The organism is Candidatus Limnocylindrales bacterium (assembly GCA_035571835.1).
Classification (GTDB): Bacteria; Desulfobacterota; Binatia; order UBA1149; family CAITLU01; genus DATNBU01.
The window spans coordinates 94,942-115,044 of sequence record DATNBU010000008.1 but is presented as its reverse complement, the minus strand read 5'-3'; the positions used below and the strand labels follow the sequence as shown (position 1 = coordinate 115,044).

Annotated in this window: 16 protein-coding genes; 7 read left to right on the top strand and 9 right to left on the bottom strand. The window is 66.6% G+C overall.

The genetic code is table 11. The features are described 5' to 3' along the window. Positions 1-42: 42 nt before the first annotated feature. Positions 43-1,719 (bottom strand): RluA family pseudouridine synthase, encoded by a 1,677-nt coding sequence (locus VN634_02180; GenBank protein ID HXC49670.1) that lies wholly within the window; start codon positions 1,717-1,719, stop codon positions 43-45. Then, positions 1,716-2,495 (bottom strand): hypothetical protein, encoded by a 780-nt coding sequence (locus VN634_02175; protein HXC49669.1) that lies wholly within the window; start codon positions 2,493-2,495, stop codon positions 1,716-1,718. Before VN634_02175 ends, VN634_02180 begins: the two co-directional genes overlap by 4 nt. Positions 2,496-2,613: 118 nt before the next feature. Here VN634_02175 and VN634_02170 point away from each other — a divergent pair, with 118 nt between their 5' ends. Continuing rightward, positions 2,614-4,146 (top strand): glucan biosynthesis protein G, encoded by a 1,533-nt coding sequence (locus VN634_02170; protein ID HXC49668.1) that lies wholly within the window; start codon positions 2,614-2,616, stop codon positions 4,144-4,146. A 76-nt stretch (positions 4,147-4,222) separates the two neighbouring features. On the opposite strand, the gene VN634_02165 is transcribed toward VN634_02170, so the two are convergent. From VN634_02165 to VN634_02150, 4 genes are all read right to left on the bottom strand, one after another. Then, positions 4,223-6,010, bottom strand: a complete 1,788-nt coding sequence (locus tag VN634_02165) for a hypothetical protein (protein HXC49667.1) — start codon at positions 6,008-6,010, stop codon at positions 4,223-4,225. Further along, entirely contained in the window at positions 6,007-7,245 is a 1,239-nt protein-coding gene (locus VN634_02160) for an MFS transporter (GenBank protein HXC49666.1), read from the bottom strand. Before VN634_02160 ends, VN634_02165 begins: the two co-directional genes overlap by 4 nt. Beyond that, positions 7,242-8,033, bottom strand: coding sequence for an enoyl-CoA hydratase-related protein (locus tag VN634_02155; protein ID HXC49665.1), 792 nt, complete (start codon positions 8,031-8,033; stop codon positions 7,242-7,244). Before VN634_02155 ends, VN634_02160 begins: the two co-directional genes overlap by 4 nt. Before the next feature lie 134 nt (positions 8,034-8,167). Further along, positions 8,168-8,947, bottom strand: a complete 780-nt coding sequence (locus VN634_02150; GenBank protein HXC49664.1) for an SDR family NAD(P)-dependent oxidoreductase — start codon at positions 8,945-8,947, stop codon at positions 8,168-8,170. A 275-nt stretch (positions 8,948-9,222) separates the two neighbouring features. Here VN634_02150 and VN634_02145 point away from each other — a divergent pair, with 275 nt between their 5' ends. Genes VN634_02145 through VN634_02130 form a run of 4 tightly spaced genes read left to right on the top strand, consistent with a single transcriptional unit; the run spans position 9,223 to position 13,288 of the window. Beyond that, positions 9,223-10,191, top strand: coding sequence for a Rieske 2Fe-2S domain-containing protein (locus tag VN634_02145; GenBank protein HXC49663.1), 969 nt, complete (start codon positions 9,223-9,225; stop codon positions 10,189-10,191). A gap of 7 nt (positions 10,192-10,198) precedes the next feature. Continuing rightward, a complete protein-coding gene (locus VN634_02140) occupies positions 10,199-11,992 on the top strand; it encodes an FAD-dependent oxidoreductase (protein ID HXC49662.1) in 1,794 nt (597 codons plus the stop codon). Positions 11,993-12,003: 11 nt separating this feature from the next. Beyond that, on the top strand, positions 12,004-12,648 hold the full coding sequence (locus VN634_02135; GenBank protein HXC49661.1) for a hypothetical protein: 645 nt from the start codon (positions 12,004-12,006) through the stop codon (positions 12,646-12,648). After that, positions 12,641-13,288 carry a choice-of-anchor V domain-containing protein gene (locus tag VN634_02130; protein HXC49660.1) on the top strand — a complete coding sequence of 216 codons (648 nt, stop codon included), beginning with the start codon at positions 12,641-12,643 and terminating at the stop codon, positions 13,286-13,288. Before VN634_02135 ends, VN634_02130 begins: the two co-directional genes overlap by 8 nt. Before the next feature lie 46 nt (positions 13,289-13,334). Here the strand turns inward: VN634_02130 and VN634_02125 are convergent, their stop codons facing one another. Continuing rightward, positions 13,335-14,789, bottom strand: a complete 1,455-nt coding sequence (locus tag VN634_02125) for a CHAD domain-containing protein (GenBank protein HXC49659.1) — start codon at positions 14,787-14,789, stop codon at positions 13,335-13,337. 367 nt (positions 14,790-15,156) lie between these two features. Here VN634_02125 and VN634_02120 point away from each other — a divergent pair, with 367 nt between their 5' ends. Next, positions 15,157-16,401 carry a hypothetical protein gene (locus VN634_02120; GenBank protein ID HXC49658.1) on the top strand — a complete coding sequence of 415 codons (1,245 nt, stop codon included), beginning with the start codon at positions 15,157-15,159 and terminating at the stop codon, positions 16,399-16,401. Between the two features lie 31 nt (positions 16,402-16,432). Here VN634_02120 and VN634_02115 read toward each other — a convergent pair whose 3' ends face one another. Beyond that, a complete protein-coding gene (locus VN634_02115) occupies positions 16,433-16,873 on the bottom strand; it encodes a hemerythrin domain-containing protein (GenBank protein HXC49657.1) in 441 nt (146 codons plus the stop codon). Positions 16,874-16,903: 30 nt separating this feature from the next. Beyond that, positions 16,904-18,610: a thiamine pyrophosphate-binding protein gene (locus VN634_02110; protein HXC49656.1), complete on the bottom strand. Its 1,707-nt coding sequence runs from the start codon at positions 18,608-18,610 to the stop codon at positions 16,904-16,906. Positions 18,611-18,926: 316 nt separating this feature from the next. Between VN634_02110 and VN634_02105 the strand changes: the two genes are divergently transcribed. Further along, the gene (locus VN634_02105; protein ID HXC49655.1) at positions 18,927-20,069 is read left to right on the top strand and encodes a TIGR04053 family radical SAM/SPASM domain-containing protein; all 1,143 of its coding nucleotides are present in this window, start codon (positions 18,927-18,929) and stop codon (positions 20,067-20,069) included. The last annotated feature ends 34 nt before the right edge of the window (positions 20,070-20,103 follow it).

The following is a 20,103-nucleotide window of genomic DNA, read 5'->3' as shown; positions in this document are numbered from 1 at the left end:
CGCGGCGCTTCTACTGCATTCCGGTGCGGCGCCAAACGCCCGTCAGAACGGCGTTGCGCTCTCGAAGCGGATCGTCTCACCCGTTGCCGGATGCACGAGCTCGAGCGATTCGGCGTGAAGCTTGAGGCGCTCGCCCTCGCGGCCGTACAGGCGATCGCCGGCAATCGGATGGCCGATGCCGAGAGGATGCGACGCGTGCACGCGAAGCTGATGCGTCCTGCCGGTTCTCGGGAACATCGCGAGCCGCGAGCCGCCAGGCTCGTGCGCGAGCAGCTGCCATTCGGTAACGGCGCTGCGGCCGTGCACCGGGTCGTGGATCTGGCGCGGCCGGTCGGTGAGGTCGACGCGGATCGCAAGATCGATCCGGCCCGACCGTTCGTGAACGACACCGTCGACGACGGCGATGTATCGCTTCTTTACGCTGCGGCTGCGGAACTGCTCCTGAAGGGCTTTGTACGTCACCGGGTCACGCGCGGCGACGACGATGCCCGATGTATCGAGGTCGAGACGATGCACGAGCGTGAGGCCCGGCTCCCCGTAGCGCGCACGGAGCCGCGCCTCGACCGAATCGGAATTGCCGGGTGATCGCGTGCCGCCGGTGTCTCGTGCAGGTACCGACAGCAGCCCGGAGGGTTTGTCGACGACGACCATCCACCGGTCCTCGTACAGCACTCGAAGCTCGAGCGCCGCGGCATCCGGCCGCGTGAACAGGTGCGGCTCGCGCACGTCGAGGCCGGCCAGCATGAAGCCCAGCAGCGGATCGCACTTGTCGCGGCACGCCGGATAGAAATTGCCGTGGACGCGCCCGCCGCCGGGCGGCGGTGCGCCCCACCAGAATTCGGCGAGCGCGAGCGGTGTAAGCGCGTTCGCGTAAGCAAAGGCGAGCAGCTTCGGCGCTGCGCAGTCGCCGGCTCCCGATGGCGGCTCGGCGTCCGGAAACAGCGAGCGCAGCGCACGCAGCTCGCCGCGAGCATTGACGACGCTATAGGTGTCGTGAATCTGCCGCATGAGGCTGCGCGAAACCATCGCACAGAGGCGCGCATGGGCGGCGAGCTTCGCGGTCGTGCGCGCAAGTGCAGCCTCCGGGCCGCGTCGTTCGTCGCGATGAGCGGCTTCGAGATCGCGGCGCTCGCGCTTGTCGCGACGGCTCTCGGCGGCAAGCTCTTCGAGCATCCGTTCGCGAGCGTCGGCGTTCATCTCGGACTGCAGCCGCCGGGCACGACGCATCTTCCGGCGAGTTGCGTGCTCGCGGCGGAGAGCTTCGAGCTCGCGTCGATGGCGTTCGGCAACCGCAGCCGCCTCGGCGCGGATCCGTGCGACCTCGGACGATGCGGCGTACGCGGCGGCACGCAACGTCAGCCGTTTTACGACGCGCTCTCCGGGCGTCTCGATGGCCAGCCTGGCGTCGCGATCGAAGATCGGCGGGACAAAGCCCGGAACGTCAAAATGCCCGCCGAGCGTTCCCGAGAACGCGCGCAGAAAAACGATCGTTCCGTCGGGCGAGCGCGCGACCAGCACGCCGAACATCTTGCCGCCGCCCGGAAGGTCGAGCTTCGCGCCGACGGCATCGAGCTCGCGCTGCAGCATTTCGGCGGCGCGGCGCGCCAGCGGATGCGGCCCAGGCTCATCGAACGGGCTCGGGAAACGATCGGGAACGTCCTCGGCATCGTCGAGCACGCTCCAGAGCGCGGCCGACGGATCGCCGGGGCCGTCCGTCAATCGAGCCGTTCGCGATGCTGCCACAAAAGGTATGCCGCGCCGCTCGAGACTCCGACGGCGCTCAGGATGTACGGAAGCGCAAAGATGAGGGGCGCATCAGCGCCCTCGGGCTTGCGGAAGTTCCACAGCACCAGATTCGCGATGACGTAGATCGCATAACCGATCCCCAGCATCAGCGCGAGGCGCTTCTCGTTCCAGATGCTGACCGCATACGCGGCAAGAAGCCCGGAGAACACGAGCGCAACGATCGTGTTCGCGCTGCCGGCCAGCCGCTGTCCGAAGAAAACGAATCCGACCTCCGGCGTATACGCAAAGGGCTTGAGCAGATCCGACAGCGCCATGAGCGCGAACAGCAGCGCGAACGAGCGCAGCAGGATGCGGCCGGGAGCGCGCTCGAGATTGCCGAGACCGCTTCGGACCATCACGGCGACCGCTCCCCACGCGCCGCCGAGCGCGAAGATCATGTAAAGGGCGCCGAAGAGCCGCGCGTTTCCGGTCGGCGCAGGCTGGCGGAGCGTGAACAGAAAGAGATTGGCGCTCACGTAGCACGCGTAGGCGATCCCGAGCGGAAGAGCGGAGGCCCGCTCGCGCCACAGCGACAATGCGTACCATGAAAGGAATACGCCGAACGCGACGCCGGCGATCAGGTTCGGCGTCTCGGCAAGCCGCCTGCCGAGAAATACGAATCCCGTGTGCTCGTCGGCGGTGATCGGCTTGAGGAAGTTCGAGGCAGCGAGCAGTCCGAAGAGGACGGCGAAGGCGCGAAGCGGTTTCATCCTGCGGTTCTAACCTGCGGATGGCGTCCGGAAAAGCCCGGCGCGCGAAACTGCCTCCCGAGCCGCGAAGCGACGTGTGTGGACTTCCATGGTCGCTCCGGCACCATGAGCGCACATCATGCGCTCCCATTCGACGATCCCCCTGCGAATCTTTGCGGCGCTGGCCGCGACCGTCTGTTTTCCGCTGGCAGCCCGCGCGTTCTCCCTCGACGACGTCACCGTACGGGCCAAGGCCCTGTCGGTCGAGGAATACCGCGACCATCGCCACGAGGTTCCCAAATGGATGCTGGCGCCGGATCGCGGCGGCGCGACCACGTACGACCAGTGGCGCGACATCCGCTTCGACCCGGCGAAGTCGTTGTGGCGCGGCGAGAATCTCCCGTTCGAAGTCCAGTTCTTTCATCCGGGCCTCTACTACGACCGGACCGTCGGCATCAGCACATTCGACAAATCGGGCGCGCGGCCGGTGCCGTTCGACATCAAATCGTTTGATTACGGCAAGAACGATTTCGCGTCGCGCATTCCGGCCGACATCGGTTACGCCGGAATTCGCGTCCATGCGCCGATGCGCAGCAAGCAGTACTACGACGAGCTGATCGTCTTTCTCGGTGCCACGTACTTCCGTGCGCTCGGGCGCGACAACGTCTACGGTCTTTCGGCGCGCGGCATCGCGATCAACACCGTCGAGCCGGCGGGCGAGGAGTTCCCGCACTTCGCCGAGTTCTGGCTGGAGAAGCCGGCGCCGAACGCGGACCACCTGACGGTCCTCGCATTGATGGAAGGGCCGAGCATCACCGGATCGTACAGGTTCGACATCCGGCCGGGGGCGCGCACCGTGGTCGACGTCGAATCGCATCTTTTCGCGCGGCGCCCGATCGGCAAGCTCGGCATCGCGCCGCTGACGAGCATGTTCTTCTTCGGCGAGAACTCGCGCCGGCATTTCGACGATTTTCGTCCGGAGGTGCACGACTCGGACGGGCTGCTGCTGCGTTTCGACGCCGGCGAGTGGCTGTGGCGTCCGCTCGACAACCCGGCGACGATCAGCGCGAGCGGGATGCAGATGCACAATCCGCGCGGCTTCGGCCTGCTTCAGCGCGATCGTGCGTTCGCGAATTACCAGGACCTCGAGACGCATTCGGAGCTGCGCCCGAGCACGTGGGTCGAGCCGCACGGCGACTGGGGCGACGGTCGCGTCGAGCTCGACCAGATTCCGTCCGACAGCGAGCTCGTCGACAACATCGTCGCGTACTGGGTGCCCGCGACGGCCGTGCAGCCCGGCCAGAAGCTCGACTTCTCGTATTCGGTTTCGTTCTACACCGACGATCCGCAGACGCCGCCCGGCGCGCGCGTCGTGGCAACGCGGCAGGACAGCGGTCCGAAAGGAACAAGCCGCCGTTTCGTGCTCGATTTTTCCGGAAAGGAGCTCAACGCCCTGCCCGACTCGGCGCCGCCGGTTCCGGTCATCACGACGTCACCACCGCAGTCGGCCGAGCTTCTCGACTACCACGTGGTGCGCAATCCGGACACCGGAGGATGGCGCCTCGCCTTTCAGATCAAGCCGACCATCGCACCGCCGATCGAGCTGCGCGCGTTCCTCAAGAACGACAAGTCGGTGCTGAGCGAGACGTGGTCGTACGCGGTGCTGAAGTAGGCGAACGCGGCTGCCGGCGCGCTAACCGTTTCGACCGGCGCGCGAGCGGCTCCGACCAGGATGCGGGACGTCGCGGCTAGCTCGGAAGCCGCCGCGAAAAGATCTCGAGCGAATCGAAAAGGCCCGCGTGCTCGCGCGTCTCGCCGTTGTCGTCCTGGAAGCGGCAGCGCACGATGCCGAACGTCCAGCGCGACGCCTGCCCCTGGCCGAGCGGCCGCCACACCGGCACGCGCGCGACGATTTCGGCTTCGCGAAACGGCAACTCCGGCACTCGCGCCCGGATCGTGCCGAATGCCGCGTGATCGCGGTCGAGCTCCAGCATGTCCGTCCGTTCGTCGCTGCGCGCAATCGTGACTTCCTGCGCGGACGTCGCAACCAGGATGCGAAGCCGTTCGCGGGGCGGCTCGCTGCGCCGGCTTCCACGATCGAAGAACGCGACTGTCTCCACCACCAGATCGATGTCGCCGGCGCGAACCGTGCCGCGAAGAGTGCCGTGCTCGCCCGACGTTGCCTCGAAGACGAGGTCGATGTCGCCGTAGGCGAGCTCGGATCCGGACAGGCCGCGCTCGAGATCCAGATATGCCTCGTGCGTCCGGTAACGAATGACCGGCGCACGAACGCGGATCGTCATGCGCGTGCCGCCGTCGCCGGCGTGCCACGAGAATCCGTCGAGCTCGTAGCGCCCTCGCGCACCGGTCCAGCTTCCTTCGGCCACGAGCAGCATCATCGAGCCGTCGGTCGACACGAGCGAGAAGCGCACCACCATCGAATGAGGGCCGGTCGCTTCGACGCCGCAGAACGTTGCGACATTTCCGTCCGGATCCAGGACAGCCTGCAGGGAATAACCCGGCTCGAGGCCGTCGGGATGTTCGTCGCCGGCGGTCGCCGGCAGATCCCAGCCTGAGCGTACCGCTGCTTTTTCAACGCGCGTTTTTGCGTCGCGCGCCATTGCATCGTCTGCTTTCGCTTCGCTCGGCAAGCTCGCGCCGGGTTCCGGGGGTGGAGTCGCATCGGGCTCCCGCGGCAATGCCGGCGACGCCGCGCCGAGAGCTGCGACAAGCCCGTCGATCAGCGCATCCCGCAGCGGCCCCGGCCAGCGCAGCGAGATTCCGAGCTCGAGCTGAGCGGCATCGACGCGGCCTGCCGCCGACAGCATGCCGAGCTCGGCGACGACCGGGTTCTCGCTCGCCGAGTGCCGTCCGCTGAAGAGCTGCGCAGCGTTGTCGCGCCCGCTCGCTGCGTAGCGCCGCCCGATATCGGCAGAAAGTCCGCGCGCCGAAAGCTCGCGCTCGATGCCGGCGATCGTCGTCTCGAGGCGCGTCCGGCTGAGCGTCGGAAAGCGGCCGGTGAGCCTTCCTGCAGGCCGGCGAAGCCCGATGCCGATGTCGCAGCACGACGTGACCATGTTCCAGCCGTGCACGAAGACGACGATCGGTACCAGGCCGCTGCGTGATGCGTGTCCGATCGACGACAGCAGGAGCGAAAGAAACTCCGGCGCGCGCGTGGTGAGATGCTCGATGCGGTTGAGGTCGATGTCGTTGCGATCCAGCGCGTGATTGACGATCGCGTGCGCGTCGAGGCGTTCGGCAAGCTCCCACGCGATCGCGGCGGTATGAAGGTCGTTGACGCTGTCGCCGGGGCGGATCGGACGCATGCGGCGGCCGCCGTGCGGTGCAACCACGATGACCGCAACGTTCCCCTCGCGCAGCGCAAGAAACTCCGGCACGGGGATGTCTTCGGCCCAGCGCGGAATCGCCGTGCGCGACCACGGCGCGTGCTGCGCTTCCTGTGCGGGTTCCTGCTGCAGTTGCTGCTGCCGTCCTTGCGCAGAGCCGGACTCGGGATCCTCGATCCGCATCGTCATTGCAGCGCAGCAGGAGTTCGTGCGCGGATGATGCGCTCGGCAACCCACGCACCGATGGCCGCGGCGACCGCAAAGACCAGCGGAATCATGAGCGCGATGCGGAGGCTGCCGGTGCGATCGGAAAGCCAGCCCACGAGGAACGGGCCGAGCGCAGCGCCGATCCCCGACAGAAACAGCACGTGCACGGCGCACGTCAATCCGAGCCGGCGCACGGGAACGATCTCGGCGACCATCGTCTGAAGATTCGGGAACGACGCGAAGATTGCGAACGGCCCGAGCACCGCTGCGCCGAGCAGGATGGCATTGGGAACGTCGTCGACCAGCGCAACGCCGACCAGCGGCGCCGTAACGAGCGCCGTCACGGCGGCCACCGTCATCTGCCCGGCGAAGCGGCGCCGTCGGAACACGTCGCCGAGATATCCGCCGAGCAGGCTTCCGGCGACTCCTCCGAAGAGCTGCGCGATGCCGAAGACGACGCCGATCTCACGCACGTCGAAGTGCAGGTCGCGCTCGAAGTAGCTCGGCGCCCACGTGATCCAACCGGTTGCTGCGGCGATCAGCAGCGCGCCGGTCGTCCAGATCGCGAGCAGCCGCACGTCGCCGAGCGCTCCCGCAACGATACGCAAGGCCGGCTCGTGCACGATGTCGGCCTTCGGCGTGTCGCGCTCAGGCTCGCGCAGCAGCAGCAGGAGCGGCAGCACCAGCAGCCCCGCCGAGCCGTAGAGGAAAAACACGTTGCGCCAGCCGAGCCAGCTGACGAGCGCTCCGCCGAGCCCGATTCCAAGTCCGCCGCCGAGCGCCGTCGACGCACCGAACAGGCCGATCGCGCGCCCGCGACGTTCGGCCGTGAACGCATCGGTCAGTAGCGACATCGCACACGGATAAAGAGACGCCTCGCCGAGGCCGGTGAAAAAACGCGCGGTGAACAGCCCGGCAAAATCGTTGGCGAAGCCGCTGGCGAGCGTGGCGACGCTCCAGCAGACGAGGCCGAACAGCACGACGTTGCGACGCGAGCTCCTGTCGGCGAGAAAGCCGAACACGAACGCGGAGACCGCGTAGATCAGCGAGAACGCGATTCCGCTGATGATGCCGATCTCGGTATCGGAAAGACCGAGCTCGTTCTTGATCTGGGGCACCAGGATCGGAACCACCTGGCGGTCGGCCCAGTTGATGGTGTTGACGAGCGTCAGCGTGACGAGCAGGAACACCGGCCCGCCGCGCCAGGATGCGGTCATCGGTAGAACTTTCCGCGGTCGGGCTTCTCCCTCGCGCCGAACGCGCGGCCAAGCTCCTTGCTTTCTTCGCTGCGGTAGTAGTTGGGCGTCAGCAGGTCGAGCGATACGCGCGACAGTCCGGCTACGCCGCTGTGTCGTGCGTGAAACGAGGACTTGACGGCGGCCAGCGCCTGCGGCCCGCGGTCGGCAAGCTCGTCGCAGACCGAGATGACGTGCTCGCGAAGTTTGTCCGGCGCGACGACTTCGTTGATCAGGCCCATCGCGAGCGCGTCGGCAGCCGGATACTTGCGATTGAGCATCCAGATCTCCTTGGCCTTCTTGCGGCCGACGGCTTCCTCGAGGTACCAGGTGCCGAAGCCCGCATCGAAGCTGCCCATCATCGGGCCGACCTGGCGGAACGTCGCGGTCGACGACGCGATCGTAAGATCGCACATCAGCGCGAGCACGTTGCCTCCGCCGACGGCAAATCCGTTCACCATTGCGATGACCGGCTTCGGAGTCTTGTCGATCAGGTCGTACAGGTCGACGACGGGGAAGATGTTGCCGTAGTGGATGCGGTCGTCGTGCGGCTCGCCGGAATGGTCGTGATCGCCGCCGATCGAGAAGAAGCGCGCACCGGCACCGGTAAGAACGACGGTGCGGACATCGGCGTCGCGGCGCGCGACCTCGAGCGCATCGATCATCTCGTGCAGCGTGCGCACGCGAAACGCGTTGCCTTTGTCTTCGCGGTTGATCGTGATCCACGCCGTGCCTTCGGCATGCTCGACCAGGATGTCTTCGTAGCTCATGCCGCGTCCTCTCGCACGAACGCTCCCGCAGGACAAAATCGGGGACAGACACTGATTACGGGAAATCGGGGACAGACACCGATTTCGGGCGACAGACACCGGGTTCGGGAAATCGGGGTCTGACCTTGATCTCCTCAGTCGAAGCGCGGAGTGCCGGTGCGGGCGTTGACGCCGCCGTCGGCGACGACCACTGCACCGGTCACGTACGAAGCCTCGTCGGAAGCCAGGAACGTCGCGACGGAGGCGATCTCTTCCGGCTCGCCGATGCGGCGGGCGGGAATCTGTTTCGCGAACAGCTCGGCGCCGCCGGGAATCGCGCCGAGCCACGCCGCCAGCGGAGGCGTCGCGATCGGTCCCGGACAGATGCAGTTGACGCGCACGCCGCTCGCCGCGTTCTCGACCGCCGCCGTCTTGGTTAGGTTGATGACAGCCGCCTTGGCCGCGCCGTACGCACCGAGCATGACTTCGCCGCCGAGACCGGCACCCGAAGAGATGTTGAGGATGCTGCCCGATCCCTGCGCGATCATGCACCTGAGCGCCGCGCGCACTCCGTAGAACACGCCGTCGAGCGTCACCGACATCACGCGCCGCCAGTCGGCGTCGGTAGTATCGGCGACCGCTGCGCCGTGCGGAGCCGCGGCGTTGTTCATCATGATGTCGAGACGCCCGAACTCGCGCACCGCAGCGCGGACCAGTGCGTCGACTTCGGACGCGACCGATACGTCGACCGTCTTTGCGACGGCATGACTGCCGCCGTCGCGGATCAGTCTGGCAACGTTGGCGACGTGCGTCTCGTCGATGTCGGCGACGACCACGGCTGCTCCTTCGCGGGCGAATCGGAGCGCGGTCGCTTTTCCGATCCCCGACGCCGCGCCCGTTACAACCGCCACCTTTCCTGTCAGCCGCCCTTCCATCGTTTGCCTCCCTTAAGGATCCGGAACCGGGAACAGCCCCGGGGTTCAACGTGAAGTCCCGCGAAAAGCGCGGACTGTGCCGCTTCGTCCGCGACAGACCCGATCGCGGCATCCTAGCCGCACGGACGTGCCCTTGCACGGACAATGGAACACGTTCTATATGGGGCCGAACCGCGCTTCCTGGCGGGCGAGATCGTCGCCTGCCGCCCGGGGCGACAGCTTCGCCACTGGAAAGGAAAAGCGCGTCGACTTCGCCCTGCGTCAGGAGGTCCGCCATGCCCAGATTTCCGTTCGGAATCCCCAACAGCTGGTACGAGGTCTGCTATTCGGACGAGCTCGCCAAGGGCGAGGTCAAGACCGTGCACTATCTCGGCCGCGACATCGTGCTGTTCCGGGGCCATGACGGCAACGTCGGCGCGCTCGAACCGTTCTGCCCGCACATCGGCGCGCACTTCGGCTACGGCGGCAAGGTCGAAGGCAACAACATCGCGTGTCCGTTCCACAGCTGGCAGTTCGACAGCACCGGCACCTGCAAGCACATCCCGTACACCGACAAGATCCCGGCCAAGGCCAAGGCCGGCGCGTATCCGGTGCTCGAGCGCAACGGTCTCATCTTCGTCTGGTATCACGAGCAGGGACTCGCGCCCGATTTCGAGATCCCGGTGATCCCGCAGTTCGGCGCCGACGACTGGACGTCGAGCTACGACAAGTACTCGTGGGATGTCCGCACGCATCCGCAGGACATCATGGAGAACGCGATCGACTGGCCGCACTTCAACTTCGTGCATCTGATGGACGCACCGAAGAACCGCAGCCACGAGTTCCACGACCGCATGTTCAAGTGGGCGATCTGGACCCGCAAGGACGTGCAGACGATGGGCGGCGTCAGCGACGAGTTCAGCATCCAGGCCGAAAACTGGGGCCTCGGATTCGACTGGCTGCTCTACACCGGGATGTTCACGACCGTGATCGTGGCCGGACTCACCCCGATCGACGACACGACGACGCGCATCCATTTCGGCGTGATCGGCAAGAAGGACGGCCGAACCGAGGAAGAAACCCGCGCGCTGCTCAAGGCTTACATGGACGACCAGTCGCTGGCGATCCAGCAGGATTTCGGCATCTGGGAGCACAAGGGATTCCAGATCCGTCCCGCGCTCTGCGAGTCGGACGGCCCGATCGGCGAGTACCGCAAGTGGACCAAGCAGTTCTATTCGAAGGACTGGGCGGCCGCCGCAGCCTGACAGCATCGTGAGCACCGACAATCGTGACGACAGTGGCACCGGCCGCGCCGGACGCCGGGTTTCGCGCCGCGAGTTCCTGCGCCTTGCCGGCGTAGCCGCAGCCGCAGCGGGAGCGACCACACTTCCCGGCGTTCGCGATGCGCGCGCCGAGGACGCGCCGAAGTTCGACATGGAAGTCGACGTCGTCGTCGTCGGCAGCGGCGCCGCCGGTTCGGTGGCCGCGATCTTCGCGCACGAAGCCGGAGCCAAGGTTGCGCTCGTCGAAAAAGCGCTCCTGTTCGGCGGCACCACGTCCAAGTCGGGCGGCGTCTACTGGATTCCGAACAACCGTTTCCTGCGCGAGCGCGGCGTCGAAGGTCCACGCGAACAGACGATCGCCAAGATGGCGCGCTTTTCGTACCCGACGCGCTTTCGCGAAGGCGATGCACCGTTCGGCCTCGCCCAGCACGAGTACGATCTGCTCGCCGCGCTCTACGACAACGGCCCGACGATGGTCGACGAGCTCGAGCGCCTCGGCGCGCTCGTCTCGATGCCGGCCGACAAGCCGTTCGGCGCAATGCCCGACTACTTCGACGAATCGGTCGACGACAAGGAGCCGATCGACCGCCGCATGTGGTCGAAGAAGCCCGACGGCTCGTTCGGCCTCGGCGCCGAGATGGTCCGCCAGCTGAAGGAAGCCATCGACAAGCGCCAGATCCCCGTGCTGATGGGCCATCGCGTGGTGGCCGTGCTTCGCAACTCGCACGGCGAAGTCGTCGGCGTCGAAGCCGAAAAGATCGACAAGTCGACGATCCGCATCCGCGCGAGCCGCGGCGTGATCTTCGGAAGCGGCGGCTTCACGCAGAATCCGGACCTCGTCGAGCAGTTCCAGCCGGGACCGGTCTTCGGCGGCTGCGCGGTGCCGACCAACGAAGGCGACTTCGTCTACATCGCTGCGGCCGCGGGTGCGCGCCTCGGCAACATGAGCTCGGCGTGGCGCGCGCAGATCGTGCTCGAGCAGGCCCTGCAGTTCTCGAGCACGCCGGACGACGTCTTCATGCCGCCCGGCGACTCGACGATCCTCGTCAATCGCCTCGGCCGCCGCGTCGTCAACGAAACCGCAAACTACAACGAACGCACGCGCATCCACTTCGCGTGGGATCCGTCCCGCCACGAATGGATCAACATGCTGCTGTTCATGATTTACGACCAGCGCGGCGCCGAGCTCTACGGCGGGCGCTTCCCGATCCCGGCTCCGGGAACGCAGGCGCCGTACGTCGTCACCGGCGCCAACGCGAACGAGCTCGAGGTCGCGATCAACCAGCGTCTTGCGAAACTGGCGCCGAAAATCGGTCACGTGCAGCTCGAAGAGAACTTCGCCGGCTCGCTGTCGACGACGGTCAAGCGATTCAACGAATTCGCCGCGCGCGGCGCCGACGTGGACTTTCATCGCGGCGAAAAGCTCTACGACCGGCTGTGGCATTCGCACGTGTGGTCGTACCCGAATCCCGGCACCACCCACGCGCTCGGCAAGACGCCCAATCCGACCATGCATCCGCTCGATCCGGCAAGCCGCCTGTACGCGATCATCCTCGCGTCGGGAACGCTCGACACCAACGGCGGTCCGATGATCAGTGCGCTCGGCGAAGTGCTTTCGACCGACGGCAAGCCGATTCCGGGCCTTTACGGCGCGGGCAACTGCATCTCGTCGCCGACCGGTCATTACTACTACGGCGGCGGCGGCACGCTCGGCCCGGCGATGACGTATGCATATCTCGCCGCAAAGAGCGCAGCCGCGGCGCCGGTCAAGGAACTCGACTGAACACTTCCCGGATGGCCGAATCCGCGATCGATGACACAGGCGACTCCTGTTCGCTCGTGACCGCACGGGTAGACGGAGCTTGCGGTGCGCGGCTGCCGCTCGTGGTTGCGCTTCACGCCCGCGGCGGTGACGCCGCTTCCGAGACCGAACGCGTGCGGCTCCGCTTCGGCGCGGGGCCCGACATCGTCGCGCTCGGCGCCGCACGCCCGTGCAATCCGATGCAGAGCAACCTGCGCTCGGTCGCGGCCTACGCGGGCTTCTCGTGGTATCTCGGCGACGATCCGGCGCGGCCCGAGGCCGCGAGCTTCGGCGACGCGCTCGCACAGGTCGAGGCGTTCGTGCGCGGGATCGGACGGCCGTTCGTCCTTGCCGGCGACGAACAGGGCGCCGTGCTGGCGATCGTGCTTTCGCTGTTCACGCCCGACGGTCTGGTCGGGGCTCACACGGTGCGCCTGTCGTCTCCGACGATCGACGGCTGGACGCCGCCGTTCGCGCGCATGGATGGAATCCACATCGTGATCGAGGACTCCGGCGATACGTCGAGGATCGGACTCGAGCTCGAACGACGCGGCGCCGTCGTCGATGTGCGCGATCGGCATGCAGGGCTCGAGCGCTGGCTCGAGTCGCTGCCGGCGGACGAAGATGCGCGTGACTGAGCCGCGGAACGAGTCGATGCCGATGCGTGCGCGCCTGCTCGCGCCGCATGCGCTCGCCGTTGCCGTGGCCGCCATCATCACGTTCTCGGCTGTGCAATCGTTCGCAGCGTCCGCGGGCCCGCAGCCTGCAACCACCGGCGTGCCTGCGTTCGGAAGCGAGCCGGCCGAAGGCCTTTGCATCCAGTGTCACAACTCGTTTGCGCTCGATCCCGACGCGACCGGAGCTCTGGCGGTCGAAGGCGTACCGGCCGAGTACGAGCCGGGTCATTCGTACACGCTGACCGTCAAGCTCGCGTCGACGGACAAGACGGTGCTTCGCTGGGGATTTCAGATGACCGCCGTCTCAATGAAGGACGGCGCCGGCGCCGGGGAGTTCGTCGTCACGGATCCGCAGAAGACGCAGGTGATTTCGGCGATGACCGGCACGCGTTCGTACATCGAGCACAGCTACGGCGGCACTGCGATCGGACAGGCCGGCGGCACGTCGTGGAGCTTCGACTGGAAAGCTCCGGCGGCTTCGGCTGGCGCAATCGGTTTCTTCGCAGCCGGCAACACCGCCAACGCCGACGGCTCGAACCAGGGCGACCGGATCTACTCGCGCTCGCCGGCGCCGCTCGCGCAGACGATGCCTGCGCACTGAGCGCGGATCGATCGCGAACAGCGCACTGGCGCGCAGCGCTTCCCGCTCACGCCGCCTGCGATGCGAGCGACAGATTCTGGAATTCCGCTTCGTCGGTCACTTCGCGCACGACGAACGGCGTGAGCCAGTCGGGAATGCCGACTTCCTGATCCGCCGAGGACAGCTCGACTTCCGCGAGCACGAGGTCGCGATCGGCGAATCGATCGATCTCCCAGACAAGATCGCCTTCGCAAACGCGGTAGCGACGCTTCGCGATCCGGCAGCCTCGGGTCAGCGGCCACATGGCTGCGAACACCTCCGCAGTCGTCTCGTCTTCGATCTCGATGCGTTCGATGCCGGAGCCCAGCTTGACGGTGCGGAAATAGCGTTCGCCGCCGTCGTCGCGCATTCGCCGGATGCGTTCGCGGAGCTGTTTTCCCGGGAGCCAGCCCTGCTCGATCTCTGCGGACGGCGACTCGGACGCGAGCGGCGGCAACGTCGAAAGCAGGTACTTTCGTTCGCGCTCGACCGGCAGCTTCTCGTCCCCCGAGTCAGCAGAAGCGAGCGCATCGGCAAAGCGATTGACCTCGTGAAGCACGTCCTTTGCGCGCCTCGCCAGCCACTGCTTCTCGAGCACGCCGAAGAGCTCGTCGCGCTGCGTGCGCGCCCTGGCTGCAAGCGACACGAGCCCGAGCCGCTCATCGCGGCGCCGTTCGCGCTGCAGGACCGACTTGTCGCCGGCGAACGCGAGCTGGCGAAGGTGCGCCGCCTTCTCTCGCGACGCTTCGTCGAGCGCCGTCTCGAGCGTTGCCTCGAGGACGTGCACGTCGTGCAGCTCGCCGAGAAGGTCCTGGATCGCCTTGAAGCTGCGAACCAGAGCCTTCGCGTCCGCAGTTTCGCGGCGGAGCGGTTCGAGGAGATAGCGCAGGCGCTTCGCACAGATTCTCGCTTCGTGAACGGACTTCTTGTCGCCCGGCGAACGGATGGACCCGAGTCGCTTCGCGAGATCGTGGGCATGCTCGCGGAGAAGCGCGGCAAGCGGCGCCCGCAGCGGGGGCGAGTCGCCGGACATCTCTGCGAGACGCGCACGCAGAGTTTCCGCCGTGCGTTCGAAACTCTCGCGAACGTCCTGGCGCGCCGACGCGTACGCATTGCGGCGGGTTTCGCGCAGACGCCGGACGATCCAGTTGAGCCCGGAGCGCTCTCCTCGCGACAGAGATCCGCGGGCGACTTCGAGCCACGCGATCTGAATCTCCGCGTCGCGCGCGGTGTTGGTCGCGTCGCCGATGTCGCGAAGGCCGTGGCGGATCTTTCGGCTGGCCGCGCTGCGCAGCCACGGCCGGTATGCGCGCAGGCTGCTGCGAAGGCGGCGAATGGCGACGCGGAAATCGTGCATCGCCTCGGTGTCGCGCCGATCGGCGAGGCGGGCGATCGCGCGAGCGGCGTCGTCCAGCAGATCGCACGCGAGGCCGGCAACGACGGTCGATGCGGGAAGCTCGAGGAGCGGGGGCCCGGCGCTCATCGATTATGCCGCACCGCGCGATGACTGTGATCGAACGTTCATGTTGATCCGGCGCCGGCCCAGCCGGCGCCGCCGCAGCGACCTTACGGTCTTTCGTGCGCTGAAGGAACGCCGCGCGCCGGGCCGCAACAGCCGGGAAACTCGACGCATCTCGCGTGCAGGTCGACCGCCGCCGGCCTTGGAATCCGCGACGCACGAAGCCCGCGAACTGGTGAACGTAATGCGCTGAATTCATCCATAAAAAAATATGAATCGCTGTCAGTGACAGTCGCGTTGACAGTGCCTGCACGGTGCATCAAAAGGCAGCTCGCATTGACGCAGATGGGGGCCGCCGGGACGCGGTTCCGGCTGTCGAAAAGGGGACCCAATGAAACTTTCCAGACCAACCAGCTCGACCGCCCTCGCCGCGGCCTGCTTCTCGCTTCTTTGTGCCTTCGCGGGCGTGCCGGGGCGCGCAAATGCCGCCGTCTCGTGCGAGGTCAGTTTCGTTCTCCAGACCAACACGACGCTCGGATCCCTTCAGTTCGACGCCGACTATTCGGCGACGTCGGGACATTTCGTCGGGTTGGGCGGAAACGTCGACTGCACGACGGACGTCGACCAGTCCGTTTCCGAGCAGAACGACGAGGGCGGTCCCAAGGTCCTGCACTGGGGCATCTTCAATAGTGCGATCGGGATCGACGGCCCGACGAGCATCGGTCACTGCAGCTACAGTGGTCCTGACGTTCCGGTGGCGAGTGACTTCGTCGTGACCGAAACGGATTCCACAACTTTCGGAACCGGTGCTGGTCTTAATGCGAACCTGTGCGGCGCGCCGACGACGGGCACGTCTCCGCCGTACTCGCGGGACGCCTGGGTCATCATGCGCAAAGCCCTCGACCCGTCGGTAATCTGCCAGCCGTGTGAATGCGACACCGACAACAACGGACTCATCACGTCCACTGACGCACTCAGCGCCCTTCGCCGCGCCATCGGTCTCAGCGGCACAAACTCCTGTCCTGCCTGCGTCGGACCGCCGGTACCGCACGCGCCGTTCACGACGGGCGTCTCCCTGCAGGCCGTCGTCGATTGCGCGGGTCCGTGCCAGCCGACCGCCGATCCGAGCTGCGGCACCGGCACGAAATCGTCGGTGATCGTCGCCGACAGCGCCGACGACTTCAACGACTCGATCAAATGGAAGCTCGGCGGCGGACCGGAAACGACGCAGATCGACCTTGGTGATCCCGAGTTCTCGAACACCACGTACTATCTCTGCGTGTACGACACTTCTGGCGGAGGTCAGTTCCTGGCGACGCAGCTTACGATTCCCGCAAGCGAGAACTGGTCGAACAAGGATCCCAAGGGCCTTGGCTACAAGGACTCCGAAGGACTGTCCGACGGCGTGACCAAGATCGGCATCAAGACCGGCGCGGCCGGCTCTTCCAAGATCCAGGTCATTGCAAAGGGCCTGAGCCTTCCGATGCCCGCGCCCGCGAGCGGCACGGCATTCTTCAACGCGGCAGGTCCGATCGTCATGGAGCTTCGCAGCACCGCGTCGCCGGCCTGCTGGTCGGCGTCGTTCCCGACCCCCACGGTCAACTCGGTGACGAAGTACAGCGCGAAGACGCCGTAACAGACCGGCGAGCGCTCGCGCCCGGACAGCATCAGCCGGCCACGCCTCGCGGCATGTTCCGGCAGGCTTCGGCAATTCGTTCGAGCGCATCGGCCGAAAGACACGTCTGCGCAGTTTCGAAGACCTCGCGCTCTTCGTACCGTACGTGCGCGTCGAGCAGGATGCCGAATCGCTCCACCTCGCCGGCGCTCGCAAACGCGATGCCGGCAAGATCCCGCAGTGCCGCATGCTCGACGCGGATCCTGTCGACCAGCGGCTGCTGGCCGGCCTGCTCGAGCGCGGGAAGCAGGCAGGCTTCCTCGATCTGAAAATGCGGCTCGAGATCTCTCGCGAACACTACGCGAACCTGCTCCCAGACCTCGTGCGTACGCTGTTCGTTTGCGGCGGAAGCGGACACCCTGCAACGCCGCGCGAGCACGAGAGCATGATGATGGTCGTGCGAAAGCGACTGGAGCTGGGAGATACGCTGCATTGGAACGAAACGGGCCGCGGCAACCGGTAGTCAGGCCGCCGGCCCCTGATACACCTCGAAGAAGCGCCCGAACATCTCCTGCGGGATCGAAAGATTCGCGTCGCGGTCACTGCGGATGCAGACGACGCTGGGCCCGTCCGCGCCACGAGACGCCGTGAGAGCCGGCGCGAGGTCTTCGATCTTCTCCACGTACGATGCTGCGCAGCCGAGGCCTTCGGCGACTTTGTCCCAGCGGACGGTTCCCATCGCCGTGCCGAACGTCCGCCCGTAGAGCATGCGCTCGTTCGGCTCCTCCATCGTCCACGAGCCTTCGGCGAACACGATCGTCGTGATCTTCAGATTCTCGCGCGCAGCCGACTGCATTTCCATGAAATGGAAGCCTGCGGCTCCGTCGCCGGTCACGCACACCACATCCCGCGCCGGCGCTGCGAGCTTCGCTCCGATCGCCGAGGGAATGCCCGTCCCAAGCATGCCGAGCTCGAGGATGCTGTGGTACGAGCGCGGTCCGGTCGCAGGCAGGATCGAGTGAGCCCACAGCGAAGTGTTGCCCCCGTCGGTCACGTAGACCGCGTCCCGGCCGAACGCCTCGCCGATCGCGAGCATCGCGTGCGCGGGATGGATGCCCGGCCCCTGCCAGCCTGCGATGGAAACCATCTGCTGCTGCCGCCACTCGTCCTGCACGCTGTGGTAGCGGTGCATGTCGGCCGATCCGTTCGGCTTGCTGCGCAGCGCACGCAGCTCGTCGAGCAGCGCCGGAGCCGCGCCGGCGAGATCGCCGACGATCGAGAGCTCGACCGGGCGCGACACACCGACGCTGCGCTGGTCGATGTCGATGTGGATGAGCTTTTGCGTGGCGGGATCGCCCCAGTATTTGTCGTACGGAAGATCGAGGTTGCCGACGCGCGAGCCGAGCACGGCAATCACGTCGGCTTCTTTGCGCGCGAGATCGCCCGCCGGTCCGTAGCCGTGCAGCCAGTTCGCATGATCGACGGGGAACGACGCGCGTCCGGCCATCGTCGTAAGCACCGGACAACCGAGAAGCTCGGCGATCGCAAGCACCGCCGCATTGGCACCGGCGCGATCGACGCCACTGCCGGCAACGAGAACCGGACGGCGCGCTTCGTGAAGAAGCCGGGCCGCGTGGCGAAGCCGCGACTCGGGAGCCTCCGGACCCGCAGCGCGTGTGGCAGACGGCGGAAGAATTCGTGCGGACGATTCCTCGCCCGTCGCGTACATGACCGGCGCCGGGATCTCGAGCTGAACCGGCCCCGGCCGCCCGCACCACATCTCGCGGAACGCGAGCGCAGTCAGCTCGGGAATGCGGCCCCACTCGAAGATCGGACCGCCCCACTTCACCGCGGGCTTGAAGACGTCGAGCTGGTCCTGCCCCTGGAACGTCGCGGGCGTCGACGGATAGACGATGCCGAGGCGGTGCTGGGCCGTCAGAACCAGCACCGGAACGCCTTCGTGACGCGCAGTGATCACGCCCGGCAGCAGGTTGGCTGAACCCGGGCCGGGATTGCCGAGCACGACGGCAACCTGCCCCGTTGTCTTGTACAGCCCCTCGGCCATGTGCACGCCGGCCGCCTCATGGCGAACCGGAACGAGCCGGATGCCGTGGGCTTCGAGCGCCGCCAGGATCGGATCCACCTCCGGACATGGCAGGCCGAAAACGAAACGAATGCCTTCATTGGCGAGGCACCGGACGAGAAGCTCTCCACCAGTAATCTGACTCATTGGTTTTCCTCGATTCGAGCCGGGCTTCGAACGGAATCACGCGTTGATGTCATGGTGCCGACCAGCGCTGATGCCGAGCAATGTTCAGGCCATGGCAACTCGGCGCGGACAAGTGCGGAAGCATGGCGCTTCTCGACGTCGGCTGGCGCGAGCTTTCCCGTCGCTGCGAAAAACGGGTCGTCCGGCTCCCGATTCGGGAACCGCGAACACGCGGCGTGCCGTAAACACGCGGGATTCTCCGCATGTCCGAGCCGGAATACGAGCGATCGCAACAGGCAAGCATCTTGCATTCGCAGACTCCGAAAAGGCGAACGACATGCATGTGACGAATCTCGAGACCCCAGCCAGCCCTGGAGGCCATCCGCATGGCGGCGGCCATCCTTGTGGACATCCTTCTGGACATGTTGGCGGCCATCCGTCGGACCAGGCCGAAGCGCGCACGCGCTACGACGACTCGCCGCGGCGCGTGTACTGGGAGCTCACGCGCGCATGCGCCCTGGCGTGCAGGCATTGTCGCGCCGAGGCCGTGCATCATCGCTCGCCGGACGAGCTGACCACCGACGAAGCGTTTGCGGTGCTGCGCTCGCTCGCGGCGGCTCGCCCTGCGCCGGTTGTCGTGCTGACCGGAGGAGATCCTCTCGAGCGACCCGACTTCTGGGAAATCCTCGATCACGCGCGCGCGCTCGGTCTTCACGTCGACGTCGCGCCCAGTGCGACACCGAAGCTCAGCCGCGAAGTGATCCTTCGGCTCGCTGCGCGAGGCGTCGGAGCGATGTCGCTCAGCCTCGACGGCTCCAACGCTCGCCGGCATGACGGCATGCGCGGCATCGCTGGCTGCTTCGATCGTACGATGGAAGCAGCCCGGCATGTCTCCGAAGCCGGCATCGCCCTGCAGGTGAATACGCTGGTCACCGCCGACACGTTGTCGGACATGCCGGCCATCTGCGATTGCGTCGGTACGATGCACGCGCGGCGCTGGAGCCTGTTCTTTCTGGTCACGACGGGCCGCGGGAGCACGCTGCCGCAGATCACTGCGAAACAGGCCGAAACGCTCCTGCGATGGGCCGTGCGGCTTGGCCGAAGCAAAGGCTTCGTCGTCGCAGCGACCGAAGCCCCGATGTATCGGCGCGTGCTGCTGCAGATGCGCGGCCTTGGTCCGGACGCGCCGGTTCCCGGCGCCGGAATGCGCGACGGCAACGGCATCCTGTTCCTGTCCGCGCGCGGCGATGCGATGCCGTCGGGTTTCCTGCCGATCGTGATCGGCAACGTGCGCGAAACCGACGCGCTCTCGCTCTATCGCGAGTCGCCGCTGATGCGCGACCTTCGCCGGCCGGAGTCTTTCGGTGGACGCTGTGGTGCGTGCGAGTATCGCGAAGTCTGCGGCGGGTCGCGCGGGCGTGCGTTTGCAGCGACGGGCGATCCGCTCGGCGAAGATCCGCTTTGCGTCTACAGGCCATGATGCGCGTGCAGCCCGCCCTCCACGAAGAAAACCC

Excerpts from the sequence above, each read along its gene's own strand:
- VN634_02175 (HXC49669.1), bottom strand. The coding sequence starts at position 2,495 with ATGAAACCGCTTCGCGCCTTCGCCGTCCTCTTCGGACTGCTCGCTGCC.
- VN634_02170 (HXC49668.1), top strand. The coding sequence starts at position 2,614 with ATGCGCTCCCATTCGACGATCCCCCTGCGAATCTTTGCGGCGCTGGCC.
- VN634_02165 (HXC49667.1), bottom strand. The coding sequence starts at position 6,010 with ATGACGATGCGGATCGAGGATCCCGAGTCCGGCTCTGCGCAAGGACGG.
- VN634_02160 (HXC49666.1), bottom strand. The coding sequence starts at position 7,245 with ATGACCGCATCCTGGCGCGGCGGGCCGGTGTTCCTGCTCGTCACGCTG.
- VN634_02155 (HXC49665.1), bottom strand. The coding sequence starts at position 8,033 with ATGAGCTACGAAGACATCCTGGTCGAGCATGCCGAAGGCACGGCGTGG.
- VN634_02150 (HXC49664.1), bottom strand. The coding sequence starts at position 8,947 with ATGGAAGGGCGGCTGACAGGAAAGGTGGCGGTTGTAACGGGCGCGGCG.
- VN634_02145 (HXC49663.1), top strand. The coding sequence starts at position 9,223 with ATGCCCAGATTTCCGTTCGGAATCCCCAACAGCTGGTACGAGGTCTGC.
- VN634_02135 (HXC49661.1), top strand. The coding sequence starts at position 12,004 with ATGGCCGAATCCGCGATCGATGACACAGGCGACTCCTGTTCGCTCGTG.
- VN634_02125 (HXC49659.1), bottom strand. The coding sequence starts at position 14,789 with ATGAGCGCCGGGCCCCCGCTCCTCGAGCTTCCCGCATCGACCGTCGTT.
- VN634_02120 (HXC49658.1), top strand. The coding sequence starts at position 15,157 with ATGAAACTTTCCAGACCAACCAGCTCGACCGCCCTCGCCGCGGCCTGC.
- VN634_02115 (HXC49657.1), bottom strand. The coding sequence starts at position 16,873 with ATGCAGCGTATCTCCCAGCTCCAGTCGCTTTCGCACGACCATCATCAT.
- VN634_02110 (HXC49656.1), bottom strand. The coding sequence starts at position 18,610 with ATGAGTCAGATTACTGGTGGAGAGCTTCTCGTCCGGTGCCTCGCCAAT.
- VN634_02105 (HXC49655.1), top strand. The coding sequence starts at position 18,927 with ATGCATGTGACGAATCTCGAGACCCCAGCCAGCCCTGGAGGCCATCCG.